Raw genomic sequence first — 15,006 nt, 5'->3', positions numbered from 1 at the left:
GGTCCAGATCAGCGGCCTCAGCCGAGCCCATTTCTCACGCTGTTTCGCCGAGAGCGAAGGCCTGCCTCCGGCCGAGTTCGTGCTGCAGCAGCGCCTGCAACGCGCGGCGAAGCTGCTGACCAAAGCGGATTTTTTGCCGGTGAAGGAAGTCGCCATCCTGTGCGGCTTCGAGGAAGCGAACTATTTTTCAAAGGTCTTCCGCCGCTGCTACGGCATCACACCGAGCCAGTTCCGCACCACAGGCATGTACGCGAATTTGCGGACTCCGGCCAGGCGCGGCGTCAGGGCGTTCGATGACGAGACCTGACGCCGCCACGGTTAAACAGGCAGCCAACTAGGCAGCGCGCAGGCTGCCGCCGTCCAGCCATTCGAGATCGGCTTGCGAAAGCGTGATGTCGAGAGCGCGCAGGCTGTCGTCCAGTTCATCCAACGTGCGTGGCCCGATCAGCGGGATGGAGGGGAAGGGCTGAGCGAGCACATAGGCCAGCGCAATATGGATTGGGCTCTTGCCCAGTCTCGCGGCAAGTTCGATCGCCCGGTCGCGGCGGCCGAAATTCCGCTCGGAGTACCAGACCCGCACCAGCTCCTCATTGTCTTGCTTGTCGCGACCCGCCCGATCGGTGAAGAAGCCGCGCCCCTGGCTCGACCAGGCGAAATTCGGCATCTTCCTGGATGTCAGCCAGGCCTTCCACGCATCCGTGGAGGACGTGACGCAGCCAGCCCAGATCGGCTCCAGCATTTCGGCCAGCGAGAAATTGTTGGACAGCGCACCGGGCTTTTGCTTGCCGGTGCGTTCGGCGTAGGCAATTGCCTCATCCATGCGTTCCATCGTCCAGTTCGAACCGCCGAACGGGCCGCGGATGCGGCCGGCCTTGACCTCGCGATCCATTGCATCGACGAATTCGCCGACCGGCACATCCGGATTGTCGCGGTGCATGAAGTAGACATCGACATGATCGGTCTGCAGGCGTTCGAGCGTCTGGTCGAGCTGCTTGCCGATCACATCAGGATAGCACAGCGGCGAGTGGGCGCCCTTGGCGATGACCACCGATTGCGCGCGCACGCCACGGTTTTTCAACCATTCGCCAAGCAGCTTCTCGGTATAGCCGCCGCCATAGACATAGCCGGTATCGAAGAGATTGCCGCCGGCCTCGAAAAAGGCATCGAGCAGGATCGAACCTGAGGAAAACGTACGGAAATCCTCGAAGCCGAGCGCCACCACCGATGCCGGCTTCGACAGGCCAGGAATGGTGCGCTTGGCGACCGCCGTGCCGCCGGACAGCAGCGGCCGGCCGGAGATGGTGTTGGTGCGTTGCTCGGCCTTCTCGATCCCGTATTCGAGGCCGGCTGCCGCCCGCCATTTGTCCAGCACACGCAAGGTGCCGAGGCTTTCCGCCCACGCCATGCCCGGCCAGGCGAATTCTTGGCCGCCGGCGAGGATCGCCTCGCCGGCTGCGTCGACCTCGAAGGAATAGACATGGCGCTTCTCGTCGACGCTGATGGTCTGGCGCGTACCATCGGAGGCGATGACGTCTATCCGGCCGAGACCGACATCGCGGTTGCCGCCGGCGAACCAGAAGTCCGGCACTTCGATGCGGCCCTTAGTGCCCAGGATGCGCAGGACATTGTCCTGGCTGAGCGAGATGCTGCAGGAGACTTCAGCGACAATGCCACCGGGGAAATGCAGCAGCGCGGAGGCCCATTCGTCGACGCCGGACTGGCCCAGATGGGCGGTGCCGACCACCTTGTCTGGCTCGCTGAAGGGCTTTCCGACGGCCGCACCGGCAATCAGCCGGACCATCGAGACGGGATAGCCGCCGACATCGAGAATACCGCCGCCGGCGAGATCGTTGGCATAGAGCCGGTGCTGCGGCATGAAGCCCGGCATGGCGAAACCGAAGCTCGACTTGATCATCCTGATCTCGCCTATGACGCCGGACCTGATCAGCTCCACCAGCTTCTTGGTCTGCGGGTGCAACCGGTACATGAAGGCTTCGCCGAGGAATGTGCCGGCCTTGCGCGCGGCATGCATCATGGCGTCGGCCTCGAAGGCGGTCAGCGCCAGCGGCTTTTCGCACAGCACATGCTTTCCGGCCTCGGCCGCCTTGATCGCCCATTGCGCATGGCCTGGATGCGGTATCGAAATGTAGACGGCGTCGATGTCGGGGTCGGCGAGCAGCGCGTCGTAGCCGTCGAGGATACGGGCACCGGGAAAACGCTCGGCAAGCCCCGGCTTGGCGGGATTGCGTGCGCCGATGGCGACCAGCTTGCCGGTGTCCGAAGCGGCCACGCCACCGGCAAAGGACTGGGCGATGCTGCCCGGGCCGAGAATGCCCCAGCGAATGGGCGTGGTTGCGGTCATTGTCATTCTCCTTGAAGGCTGGAAAGGGCTGGCGGTCAGCGCAGCCGCAGTCCTTTTTCGTCGAACAGGTAGGATTTGCGGATGGAAACGGTGATCGCGGACGTGTCAGGGACCTTTGCCGCGTCGCGCTGGATCACCACGTCGTCCCCGTTGGCCGTTCTGGCATAGAGGAAACTTGTGCCGCCCAGGTGCTCGATCACGTCGATGGCAACCACAAGGTCGGCGTCGCCTTCTCCGGCATTGCCGAAATGTTCAGGCCGCACACCGACAATGACCTTGCTGCCGATTTTTGGGCCGCCGATTTCGGGCGCAGTGCCAGTCAGCGGTTGCGTGATGCGGGTCTTCTCCTGGCCCGCCAGTTCGACCACGACGCCAGGTGCATCGTGCCCGACAACCCGGCCTTTGATGAAATTCATCTTCGGCGAGCCGACAAAGCCGGCGACGAACTGATTGTCGGGGTTGTCGTAGAGATCGAGTGGCCGGCCGATCTGCTCGATATGGCCGGCGCGCATCACGACGATCCTGTCGGCGAGCGTCATCGCCTCGGTCTGGTCGTGGGTGACATAGATCATTGTCGTGCCCAGTTCCTTATGGAGCCGGGAGATCTCGACGCGCATCTGGACGCGCAATTCGGCGTCGAGATTGGAGAGCGGCTCATCGAACAGGAACACCTGCGGTTCGCGCACGATGGCGCGGCCGATGGCGACGCGCTGGCGCTGACCGCCTGAGAGTTTTTTCGGGCGTCTGTCCATCAGTTCGCTGATGCGCAGGATCTCGGCCGCCCGCTTCACCCGCCGTTCGGTGTCGGCTTTTGGATTGCCGGTCATGCGCAGGCCGAAAGAGAGGTTCTGTTCGACGCTCATATGCGGATACAGCGCGTAGGACTGGAACACCATGGCGATGCCGCGGTCGGCCGCCTCGACATCATTGACCACCTTGCCGCCGATGGCGATCTCGCCGCCGCTGATGTCCTCGAGCCCGGCGATCATCCTGAGCAGCGTCGATTTTCCGCAGCCGGAGGGGCCGACGAAGACGACGAACTCGCCGTCCTTGATGTCCATGCTGGCGCCATGGACGACCTCGAAGACGCCGAAGCGCTTGACGACATTGGTGAGCGTGACCGTTGCCATGCTGCCCCTTACTTGACCGCGCCGGCGGCAATGCCGGCGATGAAATGGCGCTGCAGCAGCACGAAGACGACCAGCATCGGCACCGTCAGCATTACAGCGCCCGCCATGATGCCGCCCCATGACACCTTGGTGAGGCCGATCAGCGTGCCGAGCGCCACCGGCGCCGTCATCGAACCGGGCTGGCTGTTGATCAAAAGCGGCCACAGATAATTGTTCCAGGAGGCGAGGAACAGGATGATGGCGAGTGCGGCCAGCATCGGCCGCGCCAAAGGCAGCGCGACAAAGAGGAAGATGCGCCACTCCTTCACGCCCTCGACGCGCGCCGCATCGAAGAGGTCGTCCGGCATCATCGAAAAACTCTGCCGCATGAACAGCACGCCGAGCGAATTGAACAGCGGCGGAACGATCAGCGCCACCCAGGTGTTGGCGAGCTTGAAGTCGCGCGCCACCATGATGAACTGCGGGATCAGCACGACCGCATAGGGCAGCGTTATGGTGCCCAGTATGATGGCGACAACCGCGCCCTTGCCGAAGAACTGGTAGCGGGCCAGCGCCCAGCCGGCCATCGACGTCAGCAGCACCGACAGGATGGTGTAGGTCACCGCCACCGAGACCGAAATGCCGATGGCGCCGACGAAGTTCGTGTCACGCTGCAGATTGTTGAAATTGTCGATGAAATTGCCGTGCGGCAAAAGCTCGATGCCGGGGCTGAAGATGCCGTTGTCGGGCATGGTCGAGAACACCACCATCATCCACAGCGGAAACAGCCAGATCAGCGCCAGCGGCGTCAGGAACAGATGCAGAGCGATGCTGCGTCCCAGCCTGGCGGAGGAGCGCGAACTCATTTCGGTTCCCTCGTCAGCCACAGCTGCGCCAGCGTGATGGCGATCGCCAGCCCGGCCATGGTGTAGGCGACGGCCGAGGCGTAGCCGAAGTTGAGCGACCGAAAGCCCTGGCGGTAAAGCAGCAGGCCAAGCGTCTCCGTGCCGCCGCCCGGCCCGCCGCGCTCGGTGATCAGGAAGGGCTCGGTGAACAGCTGCATGGTGCCGATGATCGACAGCACGAGACAGAACACGATGACCGGCTTCAGCAGCGGCAGGGTGATATAGAAGAACTGCTTGAGCTTGCTGACGCGGTCGAGCGTCGCCGCCTCGTAGACGTCTTCGGGAATGGACTGCATGCCGGCGAGCAGGATGATGGCGTTGTAACCGGCCCAGCGCCAGGTCACCGCGATCATGATCAGCGCCATCGCCGGCGTGACGTTGGAGAACCAGTCGATCTTGGGCAGGCCGACGCTGTTCAGGAGCTTGTTGATGATGCCGAAATCGAGGTTGAACATCAGCCGGAACACCGCCGAATAGGCAACCTCGCCGACCACGACCGGGGCGAAGAAGGCGAAGCGGTAGAGGCCACGCGCCTTCAAGAGCGGCGAGTTCAAAAGCACCGCCATGACGAGCGCCAGCGAGATCATCACCGGCACCTGGATGACCAGGATGAGCAGCGTGTTCTTCAGGGCGTTGAAGAAGGCCGGATCGCCGATCAACCGGCCCCAGTTGAAGCTCGGCGCGAACCGCCACGGCACGGTGCGCGTCGCCTGGAAGGAGATCATGAAGGAGCTGATGATCGGCCACACCCAGAAGATCGCGAAGATCAGCAGATAGGGCGTGAGGAAGCGATAGGCCGTGGCGTTACGATTGCGCATCTTGCTCCTCCTTCTACCGCTTGTTGTTTCACGCCGTCGCCTGGGTCTTCCCTTCTCCCCTTGTGGGAGAAGGTGTCGCCGAAGGCGACGGATGAGGGGGTGTTCCAGGGAATGCCAACGTCTCACTCCGCTGGAGCACCCGTCATCCGTCTCGGCGCTATCGCGCCGATCCACCTTCTCCCACAAGGGGAGAAGGAGAAGCGGCAATCAAGATTTGACGGGCAGTCCGGTCGCCGCCGCGATCTGGCTTGCGGCATCGTCGAGCGCCGCCTTGGCGTCAGGATAGCCGCCGGCCAGATACTTGGTCTGCACGGCGCGGACGATGATTTCGGCGTCGCTCTGGAACTGCGTGCCGCGGCTCGGAACAACCTTCGGCAAGGTGCCGAGAATGTCCTTCCATACCGCCTGGCCGCCCCAGTAAGACAGGACTTGCGCGACATAGGGATCGTCGAGCGCCGAGACCAGGGACGGTACCAGGCCGAACTCCTTCAGCATCGTGATCTGGCCTTCATTGGTTCCGAGCGTGTATTTCAGATAGGCGTAGGCAGCCTCCTTGTTCTTGGAAGCCGAGGTGATGGCCAGCGAGGACCCGCCGAGATTGGCGGCGCGCGGCCCGTCGGCGGTGAGGCTCGGCATCAGATAGACGCCCCATTTGCCGTTTTCGCCGGCAGATTCGGTGCGAATGGTGCCCTCATACCAGCCGCCATAGATCTGGGTGGCGACGGTGCCGGCGGTGTTGTTGGTGATCTTGGTGCCCCAGTCGGCCGACGAGATGATGCCGGCGTCCTTCATCTCCTTGACCTTGGTCATGGCATCGATGCATTTGGGCTGGTTGACCGTGATCGACTGTCCGTCCTCGGAGAAATAGGCGCAGCCCTGTTCGTTGGAGATCATGCGGAACAATTCCGAGTCGCCGTTGAAATCGGCATTGGTCATCGAGACGCCAGGATTGGCGGCCTGGATTTTCTTGCCGGCGGCGATGAAATCGTCCCAGGTCTTGATCGAAGCCGGATCGACGCCGGCCTTTTCGTAGAAGTCGCGGCGATAAAAGGCGGCCACCGGGCCGGAATCCCACGGCATCGCGTAGGCCTTATCGCCCACTTCCAACTCGGTGCGCTTGAAATCGGGGAATTTTTTCTGGTCGTCGGCTGTGTAACCGAGCGTATGCAGGTCGACGAAGCAGTCGGGGAACTGGCTCCAGTAATTCTCGGCCTCGCCGTTCTCGATGGTGACGACATCAGGCAGCCCGACGCCGCCGGCGGCGCAGCCGGCGATCGACTTGTCGTAAGTCGGCTGGTTGCCGAGATCCTGGACCGTGACCTTGACGTCGGGAAATTGCTTGTTGAAGCCGGCAATGGTCGCTTTCAGCGATGAAGCCGCGACATTCCAGCTCCAGATGGTGATTTCGCCGGATTGCGCGAAGGCCGGGGCTGAGCCCAGGGCAAGCGCGAGCGCGGCGCAGGTCATTGTGATGCGCATTGAAATCCTCCCATTTCATTTGCTCTCTCACTGTGAGCGTGGCTAGACTATGCACCGGGCAAGGCCTGTCGCCGTCAAAGGGAATATGAAATTGGCGGAAAGTAAGATGCCTGAACGGCCGTTCTACCAGCCTGGGGCCAGCAGCGTGGAAGGCCTGCCGCTGCTCCTGCAGATGTTTCACACCAATCCGTTGGTGATGCTCAAGCCGCATTGGCACGCCCAGGTCGAGGTTAATTTCATCGTGCGCGGCAGCGTGCATTACCGCATGAACGACCACGAGATTTCGCTTTCGGCCGGCGAGATGTGCCTGTTCTGGGGTGGCCTGCCGCACCAGATGGACGATTTGTCCGACGACGCCATCTATGCCGGAGCGCATCTGCCGCTGGTGCATTTCTTCCGGCTGCACCTGCCCACGGACATAAGGCACCGGCTGATGACGGGCGCAACACTGGTGACATCAGCCACCGACCAGTCCGACAACCATAATTTCGAGCGCTGGAACCGCTACGCCCGGTCCGGCGACCAGGCCAAGGCCGAACATGCCGTCAACGAATTGCTGCTGCGGCTGGAGCGAGTGCGGTTCGAGCCCTATCGGCTGGTATCCGCAACTCCGACCGACCAGGAAACAGGCAGCCCCTTTGACCAGCAATCGTCGCGGAATGTCGGACGCATGTGCGATTTCATCGCCGAAAACTTCCTCTATGACATCGATTGCGTGAACATCGCCGCGGCCGCCGACATCCATCCCAAATACGCCATGAGCCTGTTCAAGAAATCCACCGGCATGACGCTCAACGAGTATGTGAACCTGTTGCGGCTGAGCTATGCGCAGGCGCTTTTGATGCATCAGGACGCCAATGTGCTGCGCGTCGCCATGGATTCGGGTTTCGGCTCGCTCAGCGCCTTCAACAAGTCGTTCCGCAAGCTCGCCGGCATGTCGCCTTCCGATTTTCGCCGCGGCGTGACCGGCGCCAGATAGGCGATGGCGACTTGCGGGCGCCCAGTGCCGCGAGCATTGCTGCACCTCGACCGCCGGCTAAAAGACATGTCACGGCGTTTCAGCCTGCAATAGCGGCACGGACAAGAATGGCGAAGGCCGGATAGTGCCATGCCGTGCGCCATTCCGGCCCGCAAGCGGCATGGAAACCGGGGCGCCGCACGGCATCGCTTTTCCTGCCTGAAATTGCCACCTAGGCGCTGGACAGGCCGAATTCCCGTGCTATAACCCACGCGCTTTCAAGGGGCGCCCACGGCGCCTCGATGAATTCCGGCCTGCGAGTTTTCGTTTGCCGGAACAGGCCCAGATAGCTCAGTTGGTAGAGCAGCGGACTGAAAATCCGCGTGTCGGTGGTTCGAATCCGCCTCTGGGCACCATCTTTCTTGTCATCCCAACAAGATCAAGAAGATAAGCCAAATCAGCATGTTGCGCTCGCCTGACTGTGTTACAAAGGTGTGCAACTATGCTCTATCGGCTGGTCCGTCCCGTGAAGCGAACAGGTTCCTCCAAACAGCAATTCGTCCAGCGCATCCCCGCTGACCTGCGAGATCGCATGCAGCGACGGAGGCAAGCGCAAGATGTCCGTCACGGATTTTGTGACGGCAAACTTCGGCGGCGTCTCCTACCGCCGATTGAGCGCCTCCCCTTCACAGGAATGACAGCGCCGACCGTCTTGCTGCGGCGTTCAGCAAAGGGCGGTGTCCCTCCTCACCGCAAACGCCGCCTGCACCGCGCGATTGACGGTGACCGGCAGGATCGACATGTGGTTCTCGCCGGCATGCAGTTCGAAACTGGCGCGCACGCCCGGGAGAGCGTCAAGACGCTGCGCCATTGCCCGCGCGAATGCGTCGGTGCGTGTCACCTTTTTCTGCTTCAGGCGCTTTTCCTCGTCCTCGGCGCCAATCTGGAACGGCGCCAGCTTCTCGGTCTCGTACTCGCCGGCCGACAGGATCATGGTCGCCGCCAAACCATCGGGAATGGCGGCCTCGAAGGCTTCGAGAAAGCGGTCGATGGCACGCTCTTCCCAATAGATGGCGGGGCTCGCCGCGATCCAGGTCTGAAAGGAAGAAGGCCGCGTGAACAGGGCGTAGAGCGCAAACAGGCCACCGAAAGAATGGCCGTAAAGCGCCTGGCGGCTGGCATCGACCGTGACCCGGCTGGCGACCCACGGCTTCAGCTCATCCTCGATGAAAGCAAGGAATTTCCCTGCCCCACCGGTCCGGACTTCGGACGTGCCTTCGTGGAAGGGCGGGTAGGTCTTGCCTGGCGGCGGGCCGAGATCCCATGAGCGGCGCAGCGGATCATAGGCGCCGTCGACGGGATAGCCGATGGCGACGATGACGCCCCAGCCGACATTGGTGCCCGTGGGATAGAAGGCCTGCGCGCGCATGGCGTCGACCGCCGTGCCGATGACGGCGTTGCCGTCGGTCATGTAGAGGACCGGCCAGCCGGCCTCGGGCACCGGCCCGGACGGCACATGCAGGAATATCCGCCAGGGCGCGCCGCCCTGCGCCGGAACAAGATCGTGGACCGCCGTGTTGGCGATCAGGGCTGGCGTCGCGTTGGACATGGATATCTTGGACATGGATATCTCCAGGCAAAACGGTCAGCGGCGGCGCAGCAGCCACATCAGCACCGGGCCGCCGATCAACGTGGCGACGAGACCGGCCGGGATCTGGCGCGGGAAGATGGCGATCCGGCCCACCCAGTCGGCGGCGACCATGATCAGCGCGCCGGCGAGCACCGCGCCAATGGCCTGCGGCAGCGCACGGGAAAGGCCAAGGCGACGAGCAAGATGCGGCGCCATAAGGCCGATGAAGGTCAGCGGACCGACGATCAGCGTCGAAGCCGCGGTGAGTGCCGCGACGGCCAGCAGCACGAGAAGCCGCGCCCTCTTCAGGTTGATGCCAAGGCCCTGAACGGCGGCGGAGCCGAGCGGCAGGATGTCGAGCCAGCGCATGAAGAAAGGCGCGAGCGCGAAGAGGCAGACCGCGATACCACCGGTCAGCAGGGCGTCACCGACATCGACGCCATAGGTCGAACCGGTCAGCCAGTTGAGCAGCAGCATGGCGCGAGGATCGCCGGTCGCGGTGAGCACCAGGATCAGCGCGTCGAACAAGGCCGTCAGGGCAACGCCGGCAAGCAGCAGCCGCTCCGGCGCATAGGCGGCACGACGGCCGATCGCCAGCGTCACCAGCAAAGCGGCGAAGGCCCCGATCGTTGCCGCCGCCGTCTGAACCGGGCGCCCGGCATCGACGAGCGCAAACAGCGCCACCATCATGCCAAGGGCGGCACCGGCACTGATGCCCAGCACTTCGGGGCTGGCCATCGGATTGCCGGTCAGCCGCTGCATCATCAGCCCGGCAAGCGCCAGCATCGCCCCGGCACTCAGCGCGGCAAGCACGCGAGGCCACCGCCACGACAGCAAAGGCTGCAGCTCGTCGCCGAAGGCGAAGGTCCAGCCATGCGGACCCGGTTCATGGAGCAGGGCCAGCCCGAGCAGCAGAAGCAGAGCCAGGCCGAGTGCCATGAGAACAAGGCCGGGCCGGCTTGCGCGCGGCAGGCGCACGGCCATCAAGGTCGGGGCTTCCGAGCCAAGCGCAAGGCGCGGCAGCAGCCAGAGCAGCAGCGGCGCACCGAGAAGTGCTGTGATCGCTCCGGTCGGCAGCAGGTCGCCTTGCGGCCCGGTGGCGATCTGCACGCCTTGATCGGCGGCCCACAGCAACGCGCCGCCGATCAGCGGCGCCATCACCAGTTGTTGGCCAAGCCGCCGGCCACCGCCGATGCGCGCGAGCGTCGCCGCGGCCAGGCCGACGAAGCCGATGACGCCGACAGCGGCAACGACAAACGCGATCAGCGCGACGGCGGCCGCCAGTCCGGCGAAGCGATAGGCGCCGAGCGGCACGCCAAGGCTGCGCGCGCCTTCATCGTCGAGGCCAAGCAGGGTCAGGGGCCGCACCATGAAGAAGATCGCAAGCGCAGCAGTGCCGATGCGGGGCAAAAGCCACAGCGTCGTCGACCAATCCTGCTGGCCGAGCGAACCGGCGCCCCAGATGAACAGGCTGGCCAGCCATTCATGCCGCAGCACGATGAGAGCGGCACCGATGGCGCCGGCATAGAGGCTGACCACAAGCCCCGCCAGCACCACCGAAAGCGGCGACAGGCCCTTGTGCCAGGACAGAGCGATGACGGCGGCAAGGGCCATAAATGCGCCGGCCAGCGCCACCCATTCGCGGCCGAAGGCAAGCAGGGACGGTGACAGAAGCGTCGCCAGTGCCAGCGCCAGATAGGCGCCGGCCGAGACGCCAACGGTTTCAGGCGAGGCGAGCGGGTTGCGCAGAACCTGCTGCAGGACAGTTCCGGCAAGCCCGAGCGCCGCACCGCACAAAAGGCTGATCGCAAGACGGGGCAGGAAGGCATAGTGGACGAGCACCTGCCGCATGTCAGCGATGTCGGGAGCGGCGAGCGATTGGAGCCAGAGCGCCGATGGCAGTTGCACGGTGAGGTTCGAGACGGTTGCCGCTGCCGCAGCCGCGAGCAGCACCGCGCAAAGCAGGATCGCGCCTACCGGCTGATTGCTGGAAAAGCTCCACACGGGGGCCCGGCCGGCCGACGCAGGCTTCCCCCTTTGGGCAATGGCAGCATCCTCAGCCATGGGCGGCCTCCGCGGTCATCGCCGATGCCAGGACCCGAGCAAAACGGCTCGCGGATGGAAGCGCGCCAAACATCAGGACGGCAGGAAGGCGCATGATCGAGCGGTTGCGCACGAAGGGCATGGCATTCCAGACCGGACTTTCGGTCAGCGTGCCGCCGGCGCCCTCAGGCAAGGGTTCGAGATAGGCGAGGCGCGCATCGCTGGATGTCGCCAGCCCGTCGATGCCGACGGTCGAAAACCCCCAATAGTTGGTCTCGGCCGTCCACGCGTTGCTGAGCCCGATGCGGTCGAACACCTCCTGAAACAGGCTCTTTGCGCCGTAGACGCGCACATTGCGGGGGTCCAGGAAGCTGACGACATAGATCGGCCGTGCCGAAAGCGGCGCCAGTTGCTGGCGAACCTCCAAAAGATACGCGTCTGTCGCCGCGATCAGCGCCTCGCCTTCGCTTTCCTTGCCGACAAGCCCGGCGAGCTGGCGCGTCGCCTCGAGCGCGCGCCGATAGGGTTGCCCGGCCTCGGTATAGAGCCCGATCGTCGTCACTGGAGCCACGCGTTCGAGCAGCGGCTTGATGCCCTCGAGATACGGCATGGACAGGATGATGTCGGGCCTGAGCTGCTGCAGGAATTCGAGATTGGGCTCGAGCAGCGTGCCGAGATCGGCGACGTCGGGCGGCAGCCGCGGCTCGACCACCCATTTCTCCCAGACCTCCCGATCGGCAATGGCGACCGGGCTGACACCGAGCATGAGCAAGGTCTCGGTCAACCCGTCATCCAGGCAGACGATGCGCAACGGACGGGCTTCAGCCGTGGAGGACCTCATGCCGGCGAACGGCAGCGAAAAAAGCCCGAGCGCCTGGCGCCGGGTCATTCGGCTGCGCAAATGATCGGGCGCGGCTCTCGACTGGGGCTCTTGGTCTCTCTGCAATGCGGCCGGCCCTGCTTTTCGGGGGTTGGTCTCCAGCGACCACTGCCCGGTGACTATGAAACATGAGTTTACTAGTCAACATTTAAGATGCCTGCCCAGTCAACTTTCACGCAACCGCATGCCAAGCGCAGACGCCCACTGGCCGCAAGGCGATTCGCCCGTACAACAACCCTGTGCGACGTCACCGTCCGAATCACGGTTTGCGAAGCCCAATCCGCGCCCCGCATCATTTTTCCTCCACGAATGCATTCCATGATAGAGGGAGCTACGGTCGCCTTTGGGCAGCCGTTTCCCGGATTGCCTGAGAGACCAAAGACGGCCAAGAACCAAAAGCCGGCAGCAAGCCGCCACCTGAAGACGTCAAGGACCGGTCGAACGCATCAAGGCAGCGTGATCGGGTTGCACTCGGCAAGGCTTGATGATTTGTTGCCGCTATACGGAGAACGAATGATGCGAGAGCCTGCCGGTCAAGACGAATACGGGTCGACGAACCCTTTCGATCCGGACGACCTGCCAACCTTGAACGCAATCGGCCCGAGCATGGGAAGCGGCAACGATTTCGAGAGATATGCCGTTGCCGTGATCATCGTGTTCGGTGCGCTGATCATCGGCGGGCTGATGGCCGCATCGATGGTCTTCGGGCACCGCAACGGCTTCCTCTTCGCGCTTGGCGGCGCCACATCCGCCTGGATCTCCGGAAATGCGCTGCTGCTCGACCGGCCGCGCATCTATGCGCTGTTCGTCGGCATTGCCGCCTTGATGCTGGTTGCGTCCACCCTCACGCTGGTCTTGTGACGGTCAAGTCGGTGTGAGCCGATCCACTTGAGCAGCGGGCGATCAACCCGAATCGCCACGCTGCTCCAAGCTTTTCCTCCGAGCTGTCAGTATCCGAGCGCCTCGCCAGAGGCCGCGCGGCTGTCGATGGCGCCGTTGTAGCGCGCGCCGCCGCCTTTCTCGATTTCCGCCAGGCTCTTGCCGCCGACCAGGATGCCGGCGGCCTGACCCCAGGTCTGGTCGGCGAGATCGAGGTGATATCCCATGCCGGCCAGCAGCTTTTCTGTGTCCGGCGACAGGCCGAACGGCTCGACATACACCTTGTCGGGCAGCCATTGATGGTGGATGCGCGGCGCGTCGATCGCCTCCTGGATGTTCATGCCGTGGTCGATGACATTGACGATCGCTTCCAGCGTGATGGTGATGATGCGGGAGCCGCCGGGGCTGCCGATGACCATGAACGGCTTGCCGTCCTTGGCGACCACGGTCGGGCTCATCGACGACAGCGGCGTCTTCTTCGGCTGGATGGCGTTGGCCTCCCCCTGGACCAGGCCATAGAGGTTGGGCACGCCGGGTTTCTGGGTGAAATCGTCCATTTCGTTGTTGAGCAGGATGCCGGTGCCGTCGGCGACGACGCCGGCTCCAAAGGAACCGTTCAACGTGTAGGTGACCGCTACCGCATTGCCTGCATCGTCGATGATCGAATAATGCGTCGTCTCCTTGCTCTCGCCAAAGCCCTTCGGCATCAAATCCTGCGACACGCCCGCCCGGAACGGGTCGATCTTGTCGCGGATATCCTTGGCATAGGCCTTATCAAGCAGTTTCGAGACCGGGTTGTCGACGAAATCAGGATCGCCAAGCGCTGAATTGCGGTCGACATAGGCGTAGCGCATCGCCTCGACCATGACGTGGACCGTCTCGGCGGAACCTGCGCCGAGATAGGACAGCGGATAGCCCTCCAGGACGTTGAGGATTTCGCAGATGATGATGCCGCCGGAGCTGGGCGGCGGCGAGGAGGTGATCTCGTAGCCGCGATAGGTACAGGTCACGGGCTTGAGCTCACGCACCGCATACTGCTCGAAATCCGGCTTGGCGAGAATGCCGCCCTTGGCGCCGCTCGCCTTGATGATGGCGTCAGCGATGGCGCCTTTATAGAAGGCATCCGTACCCTTTTCGGAAATGGCGGCGAGCGAGGCGGCGAGGTCGGGCTGAACCAGCCGCTCGCCGATGCCATAGGGCTTGCCGTCGGGTTTCAGGAATATGGCGGCGGCCGCGGGGTCCTTCGCCAGCCTGTCGGCACTGCCGGCAAACGAGGCAGCGTCGCCCTGATTGAGGATGAACCCGTCCTTGGCGTAGCCGATTGCCGGCGCCATCAGATCCTGGCGGGACAATTTGCCGTATTTTTCACGGGCCATCTCGAAGCCAGCCACAGAGCCCGGTACGCCGACGGCGAGATAGCCGTCGAGGCTGGCGCCCTTCGCCGGGTTGCCGTCCTTGTCGAGATACATGGTTTTTGTCGCCGCCAGCGGCGCCCGCTCGCGGAAATCGAGAAAGGTCGATTTGCCGTCCTTGAAGCGGATGGTCATGAAGCCGCCGCCGCCGATATTGCCGGCATTGGGGTAGACGACGGCGAGCGCATAGCCGACGGCAACCGCCGCGTCGACAGCATTGCCGCCCTTCTTCAACACCTCGATGCCGACTTCGGACGCCAGATGCTGGGCCGTCACCACCATGCCGTGCTCGCCCTTGGCCGGCGCCGGCGAGGCGGCGAAGACACTCGTCAACGGCGCCAGGACAAAGGTGATGGAAAGACTGGCGGCGATCAGTGTCCGACGGTTGAGAGGCATGGCGGTTCTCCGGGCGGGGGGATGCCTAGAAGACCGTGTTGGACGGATCGAGTCCACTAACAATTAAGGGAGCACGAGAAAGAGCCCCCTCACCCGGATTGCCAACCGAATTGCGAAGGGCAATTCGGGGCAATC

At 63.5% G+C, this 15,006-nt stretch carries 12 protein-coding genes and 1 tRNA gene; 4 read left to right on the top strand and 9 right to left on the bottom strand.

What is annotated here, in order from left to right; all coding sequences use genetic code 11:
• Positions 1 to 307 (top strand): helix-turn-helix transcriptional regulator (locus EN932_RS05790; RefSeq protein WP_164890434.1); only part of this gene is annotated, 307 nt, incomplete at its 5' end.
• A gap of 27 nt (positions 308 to 334) precedes the next feature.
• On the opposite strand, the gene EN932_RS05785 is transcribed toward EN932_RS05790, so the two are convergent.
• The 5 genes from EN932_RS05785 to EN932_RS05765 form a co-directional block, all read right to left on the bottom strand.
• Positions 335 to 2,362 carry an aldo/keto reductase gene (locus EN932_RS05785; protein WP_127369704.1) on the bottom strand — a complete coding sequence of 676 codons (2,028 nt, stop codon included), beginning with the start codon at positions 2,360 to 2,362 and terminating at the stop codon, positions 335 to 337.
• A 35-nt stretch (positions 2,363 to 2,397) separates the two neighbouring features.
• Complete coding sequence (gene ugpC / locus EN932_RS05780) at positions 2,398 to 3,492, bottom strand: sn-glycerol-3-phosphate ABC transporter ATP-binding protein UgpC (RefSeq protein ID WP_127384500.1); 1,095 nt, start codon at positions 3,490 to 3,492, stop codon at positions 2,398 to 2,400.
• A gap of 8 nt (positions 3,493 to 3,500) precedes the next feature.
• Positions 3,501 to 4,337 carry a carbohydrate ABC transporter permease gene (locus EN932_RS05775; RefSeq protein WP_013530185.1) on the bottom strand — a complete coding sequence of 279 codons (837 nt, stop codon included), beginning with the start codon at positions 4,335 to 4,337 and terminating at the stop codon, positions 3,501 to 3,503.
• A complete protein-coding gene (locus tag EN932_RS05770) occupies positions 4,334 to 5,194 on the bottom strand; it encodes a sugar ABC transporter permease (protein WP_013530184.1) in 861 nt (286 codons plus the stop codon). Before EN932_RS05770 ends, EN932_RS05775 begins: the two co-directional genes overlap by 4 nt.
• A 207-nt stretch (positions 5,195 to 5,401) precedes the next feature.
• Positions 5,402 to 6,673, bottom strand: a complete 1,272-nt coding sequence (locus EN932_RS05765; RefSeq protein WP_127368060.1) for an extracellular solute-binding protein — start codon at positions 6,671 to 6,673, stop codon at positions 5,402 to 5,404.
• A gap of 85 nt (positions 6,674 to 6,758) precedes the next feature.
• On the opposite strand from EN932_RS05765, the gene EN932_RS05760 reads away from it, so the two are divergent.
• Both EN932_RS05760 and EN932_RS05755 read left to right on the top strand, forming a co-directional pair.
• Entirely contained in the window at positions 6,759 to 7,652 is an 894-nt protein-coding gene (locus tag EN932_RS05760; RefSeq protein ID WP_024504770.1) for a helix-turn-helix domain-containing protein, read from the top strand.
• A 319-nt stretch (positions 7,653 to 7,971) separates the two neighbouring features.
• Positions 7,972 to 8,047 (top strand) — tRNA-Phe (locus EN932_RS05755).
• A gap of 308 nt (positions 8,048 to 8,355) precedes the next feature.
• On the opposite strand, the gene EN932_RS05750 is transcribed toward EN932_RS05755, so the two are convergent.
• Genes EN932_RS05750 through EN932_RS05740 form a run of 3 tightly spaced genes read right to left on the bottom strand, consistent with a single transcriptional unit; the run spans position 8,356 to position 12,193 of the window.
• Positions 8,356 to 9,255, bottom strand: a complete 900-nt coding sequence (locus EN932_RS05750; protein ID WP_063170037.1) for an alpha/beta hydrolase-fold protein — start codon at positions 9,253 to 9,255, stop codon at positions 8,356 to 8,358.
• Between the two features lie 21 nt (positions 9,256 to 9,276).
• Positions 9,277 to 11,325: a Fe(3+)-hydroxamate ABC transporter permease FhuB gene (gene fhuB, locus EN932_RS05745; protein ID WP_082826648.1), complete on the bottom strand. Its 2,049-nt coding sequence runs from the start codon at positions 11,323 to 11,325 to the stop codon at positions 9,277 to 9,279.
• Positions 11,318 to 12,193 carry an ABC transporter substrate-binding protein gene (locus tag EN932_RS05740; protein ID WP_024503125.1) on the bottom strand — a complete coding sequence of 292 codons (876 nt, stop codon included), beginning with the start codon at positions 12,191 to 12,193 and terminating at the stop codon, positions 11,318 to 11,320. The genes fhuB and EN932_RS05740 overlap by 8 nt, the downstream gene beginning before the upstream one ends.
• 504 nt (positions 12,194 to 12,697) lie before the next feature.
• Here EN932_RS05740 and EN932_RS05735 point away from each other — a divergent pair.
• Positions 12,698 to 13,045, top strand: coding sequence for a hypothetical protein (locus EN932_RS05735; protein WP_032808338.1), 348 nt, complete (start codon positions 12,698 to 12,700; stop codon positions 13,043 to 13,045).
• Positions 13,046 to 13,131: 86 nt separating this feature from the next.
• Here EN932_RS05735 and ggt read toward each other — a convergent pair whose 3' ends face one another.
• Positions 13,132 to 14,871: a gamma-glutamyltransferase gene (gene ggt / locus EN932_RS05730; RefSeq protein WP_127365677.1), complete on the bottom strand. Its 1,740-nt coding sequence runs from the start codon at positions 14,869 to 14,871 to the stop codon at positions 13,132 to 13,134.
• Positions 14,872 to 15,006: the final 135 nt, after the last annotated feature.

This window comes from Mesorhizobium sp. M7A.F.Ca.US.002.01.1.1, assembly GCF_004022955.1.
Lineage (GTDB): Bacteria > Pseudomonadota > Alphaproteobacteria > Rhizobiales > Rhizobiaceae > Mesorhizobium > Mesorhizobium ciceri.
This window is presented reverse-complemented; position numbering and strand designations above follow the sequence as displayed.